The 15,153-nt window shown below is 72.7% G+C and carries 14 protein-coding genes and 1 riboswitch; of the genes, 6 read left to right on the forward strand and 8 right to left on the reverse strand.

What is annotated here, in order from left to right; translation table 11 throughout:
* The 4 genes from pknB to thiO all read right to left on the reverse strand — a co-directional run bounded on the left by pknB (position 1) and on the right by thiO (position 4,279).
* A complete protein-coding gene (pknB, locus tag ACFZDA_RS23395; protein ID WP_391084780.1) occupies positions 1 to 1,938 on the reverse strand; it encodes a Stk1 family PASTA domain-containing Ser/Thr kinase in 1,938 nt (645 codons plus the stop codon).
* Positions 1,939 to 2,112: 174 nt separating this feature from the next.
* Positions 2,113 to 2,910, reverse strand: coding sequence for a thiazole synthase (locus tag ACFZDA_RS23400; RefSeq protein WP_391084783.1), 798 nt, complete (start codon positions 2,908 to 2,910; stop codon positions 2,113 to 2,115).
* Between the two features lie 2 nt (positions 2,911 to 2,912).
* Positions 2,913 to 3,113, reverse strand: coding sequence for a sulfur carrier protein ThiS (thiS, locus tag ACFZDA_RS23405; protein ID WP_086565092.1), 201 nt, complete (start codon positions 3,111 to 3,113; stop codon positions 2,913 to 2,915).
* Entirely contained in the window at positions 3,110 to 4,279 is a 1,170-nt protein-coding gene (thiO, locus tag ACFZDA_RS23410) for a glycine oxidase ThiO (protein ID WP_391084786.1), read from the reverse strand. The genes thiS and thiO overlap by 4 nt, the downstream gene beginning before the upstream one ends.
* A riboswitch (TPP riboswitch) is annotated at positions 4,277 to 4,388 on the reverse strand. (Overlaps the previous gene by 3 nt.)
* 55 nt (positions 4,389 to 4,443) lie before the next feature.
* Between thiO and ACFZDA_RS23415 the strand changes: the two genes are divergently transcribed.
* From ACFZDA_RS23415 to ACFZDA_RS23440, 6 genes are all read left to right on the forward strand, one after another.
* Positions 4,444 to 4,797 carry a hypothetical protein gene (locus ACFZDA_RS23415; protein ID WP_391084790.1) on the forward strand — a complete coding sequence of 118 codons (354 nt, stop codon included), beginning with the start codon at positions 4,444 to 4,446 and terminating at the stop codon, positions 4,795 to 4,797.
* A 28-nt stretch (positions 4,798 to 4,825) separates the two neighbouring features.
* Positions 4,826 to 6,067 (forward strand): FAD-dependent oxidoreductase, encoded by a 1,242-nt coding sequence (locus tag ACFZDA_RS23420; RefSeq protein ID WP_391084793.1) that lies wholly within the window; start codon positions 4,826 to 4,828, stop codon positions 6,065 to 6,067.
* A 77-nt stretch (positions 6,068 to 6,144) separates the two neighbouring features.
* Positions 6,145 to 6,510 (forward strand): Rv2175c family DNA-binding protein, encoded by a 366-nt coding sequence (locus tag ACFZDA_RS23425; RefSeq protein WP_020274483.1) that lies wholly within the window; start codon positions 6,145 to 6,147, stop codon positions 6,508 to 6,510.
* A 320-nt stretch (positions 6,511 to 6,830) separates the two neighbouring features.
* Positions 6,831 to 7,511: a thiamine phosphate synthase gene (gene thiE / locus ACFZDA_RS23430; RefSeq protein ID WP_391084798.1), complete on the forward strand. Its 681-nt coding sequence runs from the start codon at positions 6,831 to 6,833 to the stop codon at positions 7,509 to 7,511.
* 95 nt (positions 7,512 to 7,606) lie between these two features.
* Positions 7,607 to 8,530 (forward strand): methylenetetrahydrofolate reductase [NAD(P)H], encoded by a 924-nt coding sequence (metF, locus tag ACFZDA_RS23435; protein WP_391084801.1) that lies wholly within the window; start codon positions 7,607 to 7,609, stop codon positions 8,528 to 8,530.
* A gap of 56 nt (positions 8,531 to 8,586) precedes the next feature.
* Positions 8,587 to 9,537 (forward strand): hypothetical protein, encoded by a 951-nt coding sequence (locus ACFZDA_RS23440; protein ID WP_391084804.1) that lies wholly within the window; start codon positions 8,587 to 8,589, stop codon positions 9,535 to 9,537.
* 27 nt (positions 9,538 to 9,564) lie between these two features.
* Here the strand turns inward: ACFZDA_RS23440 and ACFZDA_RS23445 are convergent, their stop codons facing one another.
* The 4 genes from ACFZDA_RS23445 to ACFZDA_RS23460 form a co-directional block, all read right to left on the reverse strand.
* Positions 9,565 to 11,079 (reverse strand): FAD-dependent oxidoreductase, encoded by a 1,515-nt coding sequence (locus ACFZDA_RS23445; protein ID WP_391084807.1) that lies wholly within the window; start codon positions 11,077 to 11,079, stop codon positions 9,565 to 9,567.
* A 532-nt stretch (positions 11,080 to 11,611) separates the two neighbouring features.
* Complete coding sequence (locus ACFZDA_RS23450; RefSeq protein ID WP_307174672.1) at positions 11,612 to 12,241, reverse strand: TetR/AcrR family transcriptional regulator; 630 nt, start codon at positions 12,239 to 12,241, stop codon at positions 11,612 to 11,614.
* A gap of 71 nt (positions 12,242 to 12,312) precedes the next feature.
* A complete protein-coding gene (locus ACFZDA_RS23455) occupies positions 12,313 to 14,397 on the reverse strand; it encodes a YhgE/Pip family protein (protein ID WP_391084812.1) in 2,085 nt (694 codons plus the stop codon).
* On the reverse strand, positions 14,369 to 15,151 hold the full coding sequence (locus tag ACFZDA_RS23460; protein WP_391084815.1) for an ATP-binding cassette domain-containing protein: 783 nt from the start codon (positions 15,149 to 15,151) through the stop codon (positions 14,369 to 14,371). The genes ACFZDA_RS23455 and ACFZDA_RS23460 overlap by 29 nt, the downstream gene beginning before the upstream one ends.
* Positions 15,152 to 15,153: the final 2 nt, after the last annotated feature.

Raw genomic sequence — 15,153 nt, forward strand, 5'->3', positions numbered from 1 at the left:
TCACCTGATCTTGATGGTGATCGTCGAGCCCTTGGGAGCGGTCTCGCCGCCCTTCACGGACTGGTCCTTCACCGTGTCGCCGAACAGGCCGAGCAGTCCGCGGTCCTCGTCGACCTGGAACCCGGCGCTCCGCAGCTCCCGCGTGGCGTCGTCGACGCTGTCACCGACCACGTCCGGGACCTCGATCATCTCGGGGCCCTTGGACACCGTCAGCGTCACCGTGTCACCCTCGGCCGCCCGGCCGCCGGGTTTCGGGCTCTGCCGGGCGACCTGGCCCTTGCCGAACTCGGAGGAGGTGACCCGCTCGGCGGCGACCTTCACCTTGAGACCGGCGTCAATCAGCTCGGCCCTGGCGTCGGCCAGGTCGTCACCGGTGACGTCGGGGATGTCGATCGGGCTGCCCTTGCTCACGACGAGCGCGACCGCCGAGCCCGCGCGCACCTTGGTGCCGTCCGCCGGCCGCGCGGAGATCACCGAGCCCCTGGGCACGTCCTCGCTGAACTCCCGGGTGACCATGCCCGGCTCCAGCCCGTCGTCCCTCAGCTGGTCCTGCGCCGTGCCCAGCTTCCGGCCCGCGAGGGCGGGCACGCGCACGGTCTCGGGGCCGTCGGAGATGGTGAACGACACGGAATCGTTGAGGCGGATACGGGAGCCCGGTTCAGGGTTGGTGCCGATGATCGTGCCGCGCTTGACGGTGTCGCTGTGGGCGTGGCTGACCTTGCCGACCTCGAGCCCGGCATCCTTCAGCCGGTCCTCGGCCTGCGCCTGGGTCTTCGCCAGCAGCGGGGGCACCTTGGTGAACTGGCCGGAGTTGATGTACCAGATGCCGGCGCCGAGTCCGAGCACGAGCAGGACGGCGGCGACGATCGCCATCGGACCGCGCCGGGGACCCGAGCGGCGCCGGGACGGCGGGGGCGGAGGGGACTCGAAGCGGCTCGTGCGGTTGATCGCGGCCGCGGAGCCCTCCTCCTCGTCCTCGTTGACGGGCAGCGGTCGCGGCGTGGCCGGCACCCGCGGGATCACGCTCGTACGGTCGTCCGCGTTGACATGGTCCGCCGCGAGCGCCTGCGGCGGCACCGCGTCCAGCTGCTCCACCGTCAGCCGGCCGCGCCCGTCACGGACCTGCGCGAGCAGCGCCACCGCGTCGTACGGGCGGATCTCCGGGGTGCGGGCGGTCGCCGAGGCCACCATCTCGTCCAGCTCGTACGCCAGACCGGGCACGGCGGCCGAGGGCGGCGGGACGTCCTCGTGCAGATGCTTGTAGAGGATCACGGCCGGGGAGTCCCCGTCGTGCGGCTTGTCGCCGGTGAGCATCTCGTACAGCATCACGCCGCACGCGTACACGTCGACGCGGGGGTCGGCGGTGCCGCTCTCTATCTGCTCGGGGGCGAGGTACGAGACCGTGCCGAGGACGGTGCCGGTGGTGTTCGTCACCGTGTCGACGGCCCGTACGAGGCCGAAGTCGGCGACCTTGACCCGGCCGTCGTCCCCTATCAGGACGTTCTCGGGCTTCATGTCCCGGTGCACGAACCCGGCGCGGTGCGCGGCGCCCAGCGCGGCCAGCACCGGCTCCAGGATGTCCAGGGCGGCACGCGGCTGCAGGGCCCCGCGCTCGCGCAGCACGTCCCGCAGGGTGCAGCCCGCGATGTACTCCATGGCGAGGTAGACGTAACCGCGGTCGGTGCCCTGGTCGAAGACCTGCACCACGTTCGGGTGCGCCAGCCGGGCCACCGACTTCGCCTCGCGGATGAACCGCTCGACGAACGAGCCGTCGACCGCGAGCGAGGGGTGCATCACCTTGAGGGCGAGGACCCGGTCGAGCCGGGTGTCCACGGCCCGGTAGACCGTGGCCATCCCGCCGACGGCGATCCGCGCGTCGATGCGATACCGGCCGTCGAGCACCTGCCCGGCCAAGGGGTCCTGAAGGGTCGTGTCCACGCAGGCGAGTGTACGAGCCATGACTGACAGCTCCATTCGCCCCGTCAGTTTCGGAGCGCGACTGAAGCGGACCTGTGACGTGTGTCCCACCCGGCTCCGGGCAGTCGTGCCTCTCCCAGTGCAAGGACCCCTTAAGGGCCTGGGTGGTGCCCCCAGGGCGGCACCACCGCCGGATCACTGGAAAGCAGGCCGCTCCGGATCCAACCTGGCCAGCCCTTCCACCGGCGAGGACGCCTCCGCGAAATGCCGTCGTGGAATACGCCCGGCGCGGTACGCCAACCGCCCCGCCTCCACCGCATGCCGCATCGCGTCAGCCATCAACACCGGCTCCTGAGCCCGCGTCACCGCCGAGGCGAGCATCACACCCGCACACCCCAGCTCCATCGCCAACGCCGCGTCCGACGCCGTACCGGCCCCCGCGTCCAGAATCACCGGCACACGCGCGTGCTCGACGATCAGCTGGAAGTTGTGCGGATTGCGAATTCCCAGCCCGGAGCCGATCGGCGAGCCGAGCGGCATGATCGCCGCGCAGCCGGCGTCCTCCAGCTTCCGCGCCAGCACGGGGTCGTCATTGGTGTACGGCAGCACCGTGAACCCGTCGTCGACCAGCGTCTCGGCCGCCTCCAGCAGCTCGATCGGATCCGGCAGCAGCGTGCGCTCGTCGGCGATGACCTCCAGCTTGACCAGGTCCGTACCGAGGGCCTCGCGCGCGAGCCGGGCCGTGAGGACGGCCTCACCGGCGGTGAAGCAGCCCGCGGTGTTGGGCAGGACGCGAATGCCGAGCTTGTCGAGGACGGACAGCACCGAGCCGTGCACCGAGGCGTTCACCCGGCGCATCGCGACCGTCGTCAGCTCCGTCCCGGACGCGACCAGCGACCGCTCCAGCACGTCGAGGCTGGGCGCTCCGCCCGTACCCATGATCAGGCGGGACGTGAAGGACGTACCACCGAGGACAAACGGATCGTCGGCCATGATCAGCCTCCTTGGACGGCGGTGAGGACTTCCACGCGGTCCCCCTCGGTGAGGGGCGTGGACGGCCACTGCGCGCGCGGGACGACGGTTTCGTTCAGGGCGGCGGCCACGCCGGACGGTGCGGCGGTGAGGGACTTCACGACGGCGTCGAGAGCCGTGCCGGGCCGGACGTCCCGGGGCTCCCCGTTGACGGAGATGTTCATGCGGGCTGCTCCGTGAGTGCGGTGGCGGTGCTGAAGCGCTTCGGCGTGAAGGGCCGGGCCTCCTCGGGGAGTTCGCCCGTCGCCAGCGCGTGCGCCAGGGCGTCGCCGGTGACCGGCGTGAGCAGGACGCCGTTGCGGTAGTGCCCGGTGGCCAGCAGGAGCCCCTCCAGCCCGGTCGGGCCGAGCAGGGGCGCGTTGTCGGGGGAGCCGGGGCGCAGTCCGGCCCGGGTCTCGGTCAGGGGCAGCTCGGTGATGCCCGGGACCAGCTCGTGCGCGTCACGCAGCAGCTCGTACACGCCGCCCGCGGTCACGGTGGTGTCCCAGCCCAGCTCCTCGCTGGTCGCCCCGACGACCAGCTCGCCGCTCTCGCGCGGCACCAGGTAGACATGGCTGCCGCGTACGACCGCGCGCACGGTCCGGCTCAGGAACGGCCCGTGCCGCTGCGGCATGGTCAGCCGTACGACCTGCCCCTTCACCGGCCGCACGGGCGGCAGCACCTCCTCCGGGACGCCCGCGAGCCGCCCGCTGAGGCTGCCCCCGGCCAGTACGACCTGCCCGGCGTCCAGCGGGGTGCCGTCGTCCGTGACGACGCCCGTGGCCCGGTCCCCTACGACGGTGAGCCGCTTGGCCCACGCCCGGTGGAAGACCACACCGGCCCGCTCGCACGCGGCGACCAGCGCCCCGGCCAGCCGCCGCGGGTCGATCTGGTGGTCCCCGTCGACCCGCAGCCCGCCGCGCACGCCCGGCGCGAGCATCGGCTCCAGGCGGCGGCACTCCCGGCCCGACAGCCACTGCGACTCCAGGCCCGACTGCTGCTGCAAGGCGTGCAGTTCGCGCAGATGGGCCCGGTCGTCGGCGTCCAGCGCCACGGCGAGCGTGCCGCACCGGCGGTAGCCGAGGTCGTGGCCGGTCTCCTCGGTGAGCTCGGCCGCGAAGTCCGGATAGCGCCGGGCGGAGGCCAGATTCAGCCCGAGCAGGGTCTGCTCGCCGTAGTGCAGTTCCGTGACGGCGGCCAGCATCCCGGCCGCCACCTGTGCGGCTCCGCCGCCCGGCTCCGGGTCCACCACGGCGGTGGCGAGCCCGCGCTGCGCGGCCCGCCACGCGGTGACCAGGCCGATGATCCCGCCCCCGACGACGAGGACGTCTGAGGTTCGCGTACGCGACATGGGCGTCCAGCCCCTCCCTTCGCCGGCATGACCCGGATCAGGTTCGTACGGTCGGAGGCCGCCAGCCTCCCTCTCAGCCCGGTGCGTCCGGGCTCCCGCGAGTGCCTTACGTTGGCCACCCACCCTAGCCCGATGCCGTACGCCGCAGTAAGGGAGCCACCGCCATGGCCCGATCCCTCGACGGAGTGGTCCTCGCCCCGGTCGCCGACCAGGCACCCGGCCAGGTGGGGACCCGCACCCGGTTCACGTACCACGAGAAGGACGGTGAGATCTGGGCCGAGTACGCGGGCGGCGACGTCGTACGCGGACATCTCGTGGGTACCCGGGAAGGCGACAGGCTGGATTTCCGGTACGTCCAACTCAAGGGGGACGGCACCACCTCCTGCGGGCACTGCGTGTCGACGGTCGTGGAACTGTCCGACGGGCGGGTGCGGCTGGAGGAGAGCTGGCAGTGGGAGTCCCAGGCGGGCAGCGGGACGAGCGTTGTGGAGCAGGTCACTGCGGTGAGCACTGACTGACAAAATGTCAGTTGTCTATGGTGATCAGGTGAGCGAGCAGACGCAGGAACCAGGTTCGTCCGCGCCCCGGCGCGTGGTCGTGGCGGGTGCGGGCATGGCCGGTGTCCAGACCGCGGTCGCGCTGCGCGAGCAGGGCTTCACCGGCACCGTGAGCCTGATCGGCGCCGAGCCCCACCAGCCCTACGACCGGCCCCCCTTGTCCAAGGCCGTGCTGCTCGGCAAGGCCGAGGGCTCCGCCTTCGACGTCGACTTCGAGGCCCTCGGCATCGAACTGCGGCTCGGCTGCGAGGTGCGCGGCCTGCGCCCGGGCGACCACGAGCTGGACACCGAGGACGGGCCCGTGCCGTACGACGTCCTGGTCGTCGCCACCGGCGCCGAACCGATCCGGCTGCCCGGGGCGGAGGGCGTTGCGGGCGTGCATCTGCTGCGCACCCTGGACGACGCCGAGCGGCTGCGGCCGGTGCTGGCCGGACGGCAGGACATCGTGGTCGTCGGTGCCGGCTGGATCGGCGCGGAGTTCGCCACGGCCGCGCGCGAGGCGGGCTGCGCGGTGACCGTCGTGGAGGCCGCCGACCGGCCCCTCGCCGGGGCGCTGCCCGCCGAGGTCGCCGCGCCGATGACCCGCTGGTACGCCGACGCGGGCGCCGTGCTGCGGACGCACGCGCGCGTGGAGCGCGTGGAACCCGGCACGGTGATTCTCGACGACGGCTCGCGGCTGCCCGCGGACGCGGTGGTCGTCGGCATCGGCGCCCGTCCCGCCACGGCCTGGCTGACCGGCTCCGGGATCGAGCTGGGCGGCGACGGCGAGATCGTGGCCGACCAGCACCTGCGTGCGTCGGTGCCCGACGTGTACGCGGTCGGCGACTGCGCCTCCTTCCCCTCGGGCCGGTACGGCGAGCGCCTGCTGGTGCACCACTGGGACAACGCCCTCCAGGGGCCGCGCACGGTCGCCGTGAACATCGTCGGCCGGGCCTCGGGGGAGACCCCGGCGGTGTACGACCCCGTGCCGTACTTCTGGTCGGAGCAGTTCGGGCGGTTCGTGCAGTACGCCGGGCATCACGCGGCCGCCGACACGACGCTGTGGCGGGGCGACCCGGCCGGACCGGCCTGGACGGTCTGCTGGCTGCGCGGCGACCGGCTGGTCGCGCTGCTGGCGGTGGGCCGGCCCCGGGACCTGGCGCAGGGCCGCCGCCTGATCGAGTCGGGCACGCCCATGAACCCGGCCTTGCTGGCGGACCCGGCGAGGCCGTTGAAGGCGGCGGCGGCATAGCGGTCGAGGCGCGCGGGTCCGCCCAGGTGGGCGGTCCCGACTTCCGACTGTCAGTGGGGGATGGCAGGCTGGTTTCCGTGACCGAGATTGACGCAAAGATCGATGCTCTCGTCCCTGCCTGGCTCACCCTCCCCGACATCGCCGAACAGCTCGGCGTCGAGGTGACGCGCGTGCGGCAGCTGGTCAAGGAGGGCCAGCTCATCGCCGTACGCCGCGGTGAGAACCGCGCGCTGCACGTCCCCGCGGCCTTCATCGACGGGGACAAGGTCGTCAAGGGCCTGTCCGGGACCCTGACGCTCCTGCGGGACGACGGCTTCACGGTCGAAGAGATGCTGGAGTGGCTCTTCACCCCCGACCCGAGCCTGCCCGGCACACCGGCCCAGGCCCTGAGCGAGAACCGCGGCACGGAGGTGAAGCGCCGCGCCCAGGCGCTCGCGGTCTGACCCGACCACGACCGAACAACGGTCCGGTGCCGTGCGAGCGGCCCGGACTCGAACAACCGCCCGGTGTGTGGGCCGGGGCCCGTGGGGCGACCCGTGGGGCCCGGCCACAGGGTGGCTTGCGCCCGGCAGGGGCGGTGGGGGCCGGGTGTCTGGTGCCCTGCCGCATGCGGTGCGCAGAGGCGCCGTACCCGCCTGCCCGCCCGCCGCTGACGGGGGCGCCCCGGCGCCTCGTCATGCCACCGTCACGGGTGCGCCTCGCGCGGGTACGCCACCATGGGCACACCCGCACCCGTACGCCACCACCCAGGGGGACGACCCGCATGGCCGCCACCACCGGCACCACCGCCACCACCCGCGCCCGGCTCGCCGACGCCCGGGTCTACCTCTGCACCGACGCGCGCAAGCGGCAGGGCGATCTCGTGGAGTTCCTGGACGCCGTCCTGGCGGGCGGCGTCGACATCGTGCAGTTGCGGGACAAGGGCATGGAGGCGGCCGAGGAGCTGGAGCACCTGGCCGTCTTCGCCGAGGCCTGCGCCCGGCACGGCAAGCTGCTCGCGGTCAACGACCGCGCGGACGTCGCCCACGCCGCCGGCTCCGACGTGCTGCACCTCGGCCAGGGCGACCTCCCCGTCCCCGCGGCCCGGGCGATCCTCGGCGACGACGTCCTGATAGGCCGCTCCACGCACGCCGAGTCCGAGGCCGCCGCGGCCGCCGTCCAGGACGGCGTCGACTACTTCTGCACCGGCCCCTGCTGGCCAACCCCCACCAAGCCCGGCCGGCACGCCCCCGGCCTCGACCTCGTCCGGTACACCGCCGCCCTCGGCACGGACCGGCCCTGGTTCGCCATCGGCGGCATCGACCTCGGCAACCTCGACCAGGTCCTGGAAGCCGGAGCCCGGCGTGCCGTCGTCGTACGGGCGATCACCGAGGCCGACGATCCGGGCGCGGCGGCGGCCGAATTCGCCAAGAGGCTGCGGGAGCAGCGGGAGACCGCTGTGTAGGCCCCTTTGTCCAAGGGGTGGACAACAAGCGCACAAATCAGGCAAAAGTCCGGGGTCTGGTTGGGGGACCGACCGCCCCTGGCTAACCTGCCGGTATGGCCCTCGGCACCGCATCCATCAGGTCGGACCACGCGCGCACCGTCCGAGACATGCTCGCGACCGGCAAAACGACGTACTCGTTCGAGTTCTACGCCCCCAAGACCCCGAAGGGCGAGCGGAACCTGTGGAACGCGCTGCGCCGGGTCGAGGCGGTGGCGCCCGACTTCGTCTCCGTGACCTACGGCGCGGGCGGCTCCACCCGCGCGGGCACGGTCAAGGCGACCGAGGCGATCGCCTCCGACACCACTCTCACGCCCATCGCGCACCTCACGGCGGTCGACCACTCCGTGGCCGACCTGCGCAACATCATCGGCCAGTACGCCGACGCCGGGATCCGCAACATGCTCGCCCTGCGCGGCGACCCGCCCGGCGACCCGATGGGCGAGTGGGTGCCGCACCCCCGGGGGCTCGCCTACGCCGCCGAACTCGTCGAGCTGATCAAGGCGTCGGGTGACTTCTGCGTGGGCGTCGCCGCCTTCCCGGCGATGCACCCCCGCTCCGCCGACTGGGACACCGACGTCCGCCACTTCGTCGACAAGTGCCGTGCCGGCGCGGACTACGCCATCACGCAGATGTTCTTCCACCCGGAGGACTACCTCCGGCTGCGCGACCGCGTCTCGGCCGCTGGCTGCGACACCCCGATCATTCCCGAGGTCATGCCGATCGCCAGCGTGCGTTCGCTGGAACGGATCGGGTCCCTCACCAACGCCGCGTTCCCGGCCGCCCTGAAAGAGCGGATCCTCACAGCAAAAGACGATCCGGCCGCTGTACGCTCCATTGGTATCGAATTCGCCACGGAGTTCTGTGCGCGGCTGCTCGCCGAGGGTGTGCCCGGCTTGCACTTCATCACGCTCAACAACTCCACGGCGACGCTGGAAATCTACGAGAACCTGGGCCTGCACCACCGACCGCAGGCCTAGACCGTTCGCACCGGTATACGACACACTGCGTAGCGGCGACTGGGAGAGGGGCGTACATGGGCTGGGCGGTCCTCTACATCGCGTTCGGCATCGTCGCGCTGTGGCTGCTGGGCGAGGTGCTGCTGCAGTACAAGGCGCGGCTGCGCTGGCGGCTGCTGGCCTTCGCCGGTTTCCTCGGTGTCGTGGTCGGTGTGCTGATCCCGTCGGTCATCGTGATCGGGCTGGGTGCGGCCGCCTTCGCGGTCGGGCAGACGTACGTCACCCTGTCGTTCCGCAGCGGCTTCTCGGCCGGCTGGGCGATGAACGCGCCGATGCTGGGCGGCGGCAGGAGCCGCCGCGGCGAGCGCGGCCGTCAGGACCCGAGCCTGGAGGTCTCCGGCATGGAGGCGGCCGACGGCGGCTACGGCGACGAGGGCGCCGACTACCGCCGCGACACCGCCGCCCCCGCCTACGGCCAGGACGACGACTACGACCGCGACGACGTCTTCACCCCGTCCCGCCCGGTGCACCCGACGGCCGCCGAGACCACCGCCGTCTACGAGCCGCAGCCCGTGCCCGACGACACCGGCTCCTACGGCGTGTACGGCGACACCGGGTACCAGCAGGGCCCGCCCCACGACCAGTACGCCGCCACGGCCCAGGGCACCGACCAGCCCTACGCCTACGACTACTCGGGCTACGGCCAGCAGCAGGGCTACGACGCCACGGACCAGCAGCAGTACGCCGCCTACTCCGACCCGTACATCGGCACGCCGACCTACGGCGGGGCCTCGTACGACACGTCCTACGGCGATCAGCAGTACTACGCCCAGCAGGGCTACGGCCAGGACCAGTACGCCGGCACCTACGGCGGCGAGACCCCGCCCGGCGGCGTGTGGGTCCCGCAGCAGCGCACCACCGACGAGTACGGCCAGGAGCTGCCGCCGGAGCAGCAGCCGTACCCGTACCAGGGCAATGGGCAGCAGCAGACGCCCGGGAACGGCTTCGACGAGCAGTACCGTTTCTGAAGCCTGAACGCCGCCGGGGCGGCGCGCTCACTGAGAGCCCCGGAACTCCGGTCCCTCCACGATCAGTCCCGCCACCAGCGCGCCCGACATACCGGCATGCGGCAATCCGCCACCGGGATGCGCCCAGCCGCCGACGGTGAACAGGCCGGGCACACGCGTGCCGTTGGACGGATGCAGCAGCCGCCCGCCGTCCGCCGCCAGGGCGGGCACCGGCACCGCTCCGCCCTCCGCCCCGGTCGCCCCGGCGATGTCGGCCGGGGTGCGCACCTCGTGCCAGAGGAGGCGGTCGCGCAGGTCCGGTACGGCGCTTTCGGCGACCGTGATCATGTTCTCGGTGAGGGCGTCGCAGGGCTCGCCGGGCCGCGCGGGCACCACCGTCGTGAGGGTGACCGCCTCGTGGTCCGGGTCCGGGACCAGTCGCGGGTCGTCGGGCCGCAGGACCGTGACTGTGGGACGGGGGCTGTGCGTCGCGGTACGGGGGCTGTGCGCCGTCGTGCCGAACAGGGCGTCCAACTCGGCCTCGCGGTCCGCCGCGTGGACCACCGTGCGGTGTGCCGTGCCCTCGGGGCGGGCGCCGCGCAGGGCGAGCAGCACCGTGACCCGGCTCGCCACCGGGGGCTGCGGCGGCACGTCGCCCTCCCCCCGCACCACGGCCTGGGCCGACAGCCGGTCCAGCGTGCCGGGCGCGACACCGGCGACCACGAAGTCCGCCTCCGTGACCGTGCCGTCGGCGAGTTCCACCCCCGATGCCCGGCCGTCCTTCTCCAGCACCCCGGTCACGTCGGCGCCGAAACGGAACTCGACCTTTCGGGCCACGCACCGCTCGTACACCGCGCGGGCCAGCTCGCGCAGACCGCCGCGCACGTACCAGGTGCCGAAGGCGTGCTCCAGGTACGGCAGTACGGCCGCGCTCGCCGGGGTGGTCCGGGGGTCCAGGCCGTACGCCAGGGCGTGGCTCTCCAGGAGCGCGGTGAGCCGGGCGTCCCGCAGCTCCCAGGCACCGACCTCGGCCAGCGTGCCGGCCCTGCGGGTGCGCAGCAGCCGCTTGTGGGGCACCGCCGGGTAGGGCTCGCGCTCGGCCAGCACCTGCCAGTTCGGCCACAGCGGCTCCTCCAGGAGCGGCCGGCGCGTGCGGTCCCAGGCCTCGCGGGCCCGCACCAGGAAGTCGCCCCACCGCTTCCCGGCCCCGGCACCGAGCGCCTCGTCCAGGGCCCTCACGACGCCCGCGCGCGAGGCGTTCGGCAGACAGACCCGGGTGCCGTCCGCGAACACGTGCCGGGACGACGGGTCGACCTGGACCAGGTCGACGCAGGCCTCCAGCGGTTCCTTGCCGGTCTTGACGAACAGATCGCGGTAGACGGCGGGCAGCGGGAGCAGGCCGGGGCCGGTGTCGAAGGAGAACCCGTCGCGCTCGAAGCGGCGCAGCGCTCCGCCGTAGGTGTCCGTCCGCTCGTACACCACCACCCGGTGGCCCGCGACGGCCAGCCGGGCGGCCGCCGCCAGCGCGCCCATCCCGGCGCCGATCACCGCAATCCGTGCCATGCCAGGGACTTTATCGGCCCCCACTGACAGCCCTCGCGCGGCCGCCTTTCGGGTACGGGCGCGGAGGTGATCGTGACCAGCGGGCCACGGAGCGTTCTGGGGCCGCGTGCGCAGGGCTGAGTACCCGTACCTAGGGAGGGAGTTGAGTAGGCGCGCGGATGGGAGAGGATCTGCGAGAACGAGAGAGTGGAGGCACGGAGAGGGGGCCACGGCCCCGGTACCGGCGACACGGGGCGCCGGAACGGGACCGGGCCCACGATCCGCTCCTTCCGCCGACGCCGTCGGCGGGAGCGAGGCACGGGGGAGAACCGGGGGACGACCGAACGGGGGTCCTGCGGGGGGAACGTACGGGGGAGCAGGAAAACGGGGGAGCGAGGAAGGCGCCGGTTCGAGGTGGCCCGCGGGGGACGCGGCCACAGCGGACCGGCGCTTTCATATTCGCGTCGGGGCGCGGTCAGCGGCAGCGCTCAGGGCGGGTCCTCGGCGGAGCCGCTCGGGGCGTGCCCTCGGCGGAGCCGCTCGCGTCGGGCCTTCAGCGGCAGCCGCTCACCCGTCCCTGGAGCAGCCGGGAAAGCGCCGCGTGGACATCGTCCAGGGAGCGTTCCGGCTGGAAGGACTTCCAGTCCAGCGCGGCCACCAGGACCATGCCGACCAGTGCCGCCGCCGTCAGCGGGACGTCGATCTCGTCGCTGAACTCGCCGCCCGCCACGCCCGCGCGCAGCACGTCCTCCACGACCGCGACGGCCTGCTGCCGGACCACCATCAGCGTCGACTGCCAGGCCCGGTTCGTGCGCCACAGTTCCGCCACGTACAGCTGCGTGAAGGCCGGGTAGCGGTCGATGAAGACCAGCCCCGCGCGGACCATCGCGTCCAGGGCGTCGACCTTGGTGCCGCCCTCCCGGGCGGTCCGCTCGGCCGCTTCCCGCAGGGAGGCGGTGAGGAGGCCGACCCCGTGCCGCAGCAGTTCCTCGAAGAGGACGGACTTGCTCGCGAAGTTGTAGTAGACCGTGCCCTTCGCGACCCCGGCACGCTCGGCGATCTCGTCCACGGTCGTGGCGGAGAAGCCCTGCTCGGCGATGAGCGTGACGGCCGCCTCGTAGAGCTTCTGCCGGGTGGCCTCGCGGCGCGTGCTGCCGCCCGACGCGGCACTGCTGCTTTCCATGGCCCTGATTGTCACAGGAACCTTTCCGGGAGATGTCACCGAAGGGCGGCACCGGGATGTCACCGCAGGGCTCACAGGCTCAGTTCCGGGTGCAGCCGGTCCAGCGTCCACACCTGGCGGCGGCGGGCCGCCACGGCGGTCAGCGCGAGGGCGCCGGCGGTGAACGCCGTCAGCACCACGCACGCGTGCCACACCGGTTCCAGACCGCCGCCCGTGATCAGCCGGCGCAGTGCCTCGACGACGTAGCTCATCGGCAGGAACGGGTGGAGCGCGTTGAAGAAGCCGGGGCTGGTCTGCACCGGGTAGGTGCCGCCCGCCGAGGTCAGCTGGAGCATCAGCAGGGCGAGGACGAGGATCCGCCCCGCCGCCCCGAAGCGCGCGTTCAGCCACTGCACGATCGCCGCGAAGCACGCCGTCACCAGGAACAGGAAGCCCACCGTCCCGGCCGCCCGCGCCATCTCCAGGCCGACCGCCCAGTGCAGCACCGACATCAGGGCCACCGTCTGGAGCACCCCGATCGCCACCACCGGCAGCCAGCCGGCCAGCGCGATCCGCCATGCCGGGGCGCCCGCGGCGAGCGCGCGCCGGTTCATCGGCGCGATCAGCATGTAGGCCACCATCGCGCCCACCCACAGCGACAGCGGGATGAAGTAGGGGGCGAATCCGGTGCCGTAGTTGGGCGCCTTGTGCAGGTCCTGGGAGGCGAGCCGCACGGGGTCGGCCATGACCTCGGTGCGCTGGTCACGGTCCTGCTTGTCGTAGTCGGGGATCCGCTCCGCGCCGTCGTGCAGCCCGCCGGCGAGCTTGCCGGAGCCGTCGACGAGCTTGAACATGCCGCCGCTGAGGTCGTCCGCGCCCGTCTTCAGCCGGCCGACGCCCTTGTTCAGGTCGACGGCGCCGGTTTTGGCCGTGCCGAGCCCCTTGTGCAGCTTCTTCGCGCCCGCGGCGACCTCGGCCGCCCCGTCGTTCAGCTTGTTGATCTTCTTCACGGCGTCATCGAGGTCCTCGGAGAGGTGCGGCGCGCGCTCGGCGAGGGCTTCGGACTGCTTCTGGAGAGCGGCGAGGTTCTTGTCGAGCTTCGTCAGATCGCCGTTCTGGTCCGCGATCAGCGTGTTGACGTCGCCGGCGATGACGGCCACGTCGGCCGCCGCGTCCTTGGCCTTCCTCAGGTCGGCACAGGCGGCGTCGGGCAGGACGGGGTCGTCGCAGCGCCTGGCGTAGACGCCGTTCAGTGTGTCCGACGCCGTACGGGCGCCCTTGGCGGCGGTCGGGGCCGTCTTCGCCAGGGTGTCCAGGTGCTTGCGGACGGCACCGGAGGAGTCGGCGACGAGCCGGGCCGTGTCCTCGATGGTCTTCTCGTTGCCCTTGAGGAAGGGGCCGACCTTCCCTGCGGTCGTGTTGACCCGGTCGGCGAGTTTCTGCGTGCCGTCCGCGACCTGCTTCGAGCCGTCCTCCAGGTCGCCCGCGCCCGTGTGGAGCTTCTTCAGGCCCGTGGACAGCTTGCCGCTGCCGTCCTTGGCGTCCTTCAGGCCGTCGGCGAGGTCCTTGGAGCCCTTCTCGGCCTTGCCGATGCCGCCCTTGAGCTGGTCGGCGCCCTTCGCCGCCTTCACGGTCTTGCCGTGGATGTCGGAGAACGAGACGAAGATCCTGTCCAGGAAGGACCGCGACGTCTTCGTGGAGGCGGCCTGGCGCACCTCGCTGAACACCGTCCGGGAGATCTGCCCGACGATGTAGTTGTTCGCGTCGTTCGTGCGCACCTGGAGGGCGCCGGTCTCCGGGGAGTTCCCGGAGCTGGAGGCGATCCGCTCGCTGAAGTCGGCGGGCAGGGTGAGCGACAGGTAGTAGGTGCCGTCCTCGACACCCCTGCGGGCCTCGGCGGCGTTCACCTCGTGCCAGTCGAAGGTCTTGCTGTCGTGCAGGCCCTTGGTGATGTCGTCGCCCGCCGTGATCTTCTTCCCGCCGGCCGTCGCCCCCTTGTCGTCGTTCACGAGCGCCACGGGGATACGGTCCAGACGGCCGTACGGGTCCCAGAACGACCACAGGTACAGCGCGCCGTACAGCAACGGCAGCACCAGCAGCGCGACCAGCGCGGCGCGCGGCAGCTTGCCCCGGCCGAAGCGGCGGAGCTCAAGCGCGGCCAGTTTCGGCGAACGCATCGGCCTTCTCCTCTCCCTGGCCGGCCTTTTCGTCCTCGGCGGCCGGGTCGTCCTGGTTCACCTCGGTGGACACCCTGACGGCGCCCTCGGGGGCCTCACTGCACACCGCCACGACCGTCGTCCCGGCGCCGGTGAGAGACCTGAGCAGGGACCAGATCTCGTCCCGCTCGCCGTCGGAGAGCTTGAGGTCGGTGTCGTCGACCCCGAGCAGCCGGGGCCGGCCGACGAGCGCGAGAGCGAGGGACAGCCGCAGCGCCTCCGGACGCTCCAGATCGCGTACGGCGGTACGGGGCCCCTTGGGCAGCGCCTCCAGGTCGAGGCCGACGGCGGCCAGTGCCGCGTCGACGCGCTGCCCGGCCTCGGCCGCCCGCTCTCCGCGGGGCCGCAGCAGCCCGCGCAGGGAGTCGCCGAACCGCCGCTGGAGCAGGGCCCGTTCCCGCAGGTGCTCGCCGACGGTCAGGGCCGGGTCGAGCTCACTGACCCCGGGCACATGGGCCAGGGCACTGACCCGGCGCACCGCCGACAACTGCTTGGGGAGCCTGGCCCCGCCGACCGCGGCGGTGCCCTCCGCGATCTTCATGCGCCCGGTCAGCGCGAGCAGCAGGCACGTACGGCCGGACCCGGACGGGCCCTCGACCGCGACGAGCGATCCCGGCTCGGCGTCGACGGAGATCCCGCGGAACGCCCACCCGCGCGGCCCTTTGACTCCAAGGCCCGCGGCGGCGATCCGCGCCCCTCCCACTCGTTCCCCCACGA

The organism is Streptomyces sp. NPDC007991, from assembly GCF_042958445.1.
In the GTDB taxonomy this organism is placed as follows: domain Bacteria; phylum Actinomycetota; class Actinomycetes; order Streptomycetales; family Streptomycetaceae; genus Streptomyces.

Bases quoted from the DNA above. Each gene is read 5' to 3' on its own strand.
- thiE (WP_391084798.1), top strand. From the start codon at position 6,831: ATGGCCGCCACCACCGGCACCACCGCCACCACCCGCGCCCGGCTCGCC.
- ACFZDA_RS23455 (WP_391084812.1), bottom strand. From the start codon at position 14,397: ATGCGTTCGCCGAAACTGGCCGCGCTTGAGCTCCGCCGCTTCGGCCGG.
- metF (WP_391084801.1), top strand. From the start codon at position 7,607: ATGGCCCTCGGCACCGCATCCATCAGGTCGGACCACGCGCGCACCGTC.
- thiO (WP_391084786.1), bottom strand. From the start codon at position 4,279: ATGTCGCGTACGCGAACCTCAGACGTCCTCGTCGTCGGGGGCGGGATC.
- ACFZDA_RS23445 (WP_391084807.1), bottom strand. From the start codon at position 11,079: ATGGCACGGATTGCGGTGATCGGCGCCGGGATGGGCGCGCTGGCGGCG.
- ACFZDA_RS23450 (WP_307174672.1), bottom strand. From the start codon at position 12,241: ATGGAAAGCAGCAGTGCCGCGTCGGGCGGCAGCACGCGCCGCGAGGCC.
- ACFZDA_RS23415 (WP_391084790.1), top strand. From the start codon at position 4,444: ATGGCCCGATCCCTCGACGGAGTGGTCCTCGCCCCGGTCGCCGACCAG.
- ACFZDA_RS23440 (WP_391084804.1), top strand. From the start codon at position 8,587: ATGGGCTGGGCGGTCCTCTACATCGCGTTCGGCATCGTCGCGCTGTGG.
- ACFZDA_RS23400 (WP_391084783.1), bottom strand. From the start codon at position 2,910: ATGGCCGACGATCCGTTTGTCCTCGGTGGTACGTCCTTCACGTCCCGC.
- thiS (WP_086565092.1), bottom strand. From the start codon at position 3,113: ATGAACATCTCCGTCAACGGGGAGCCCCGGGACGTCCGGCCCGGCACG.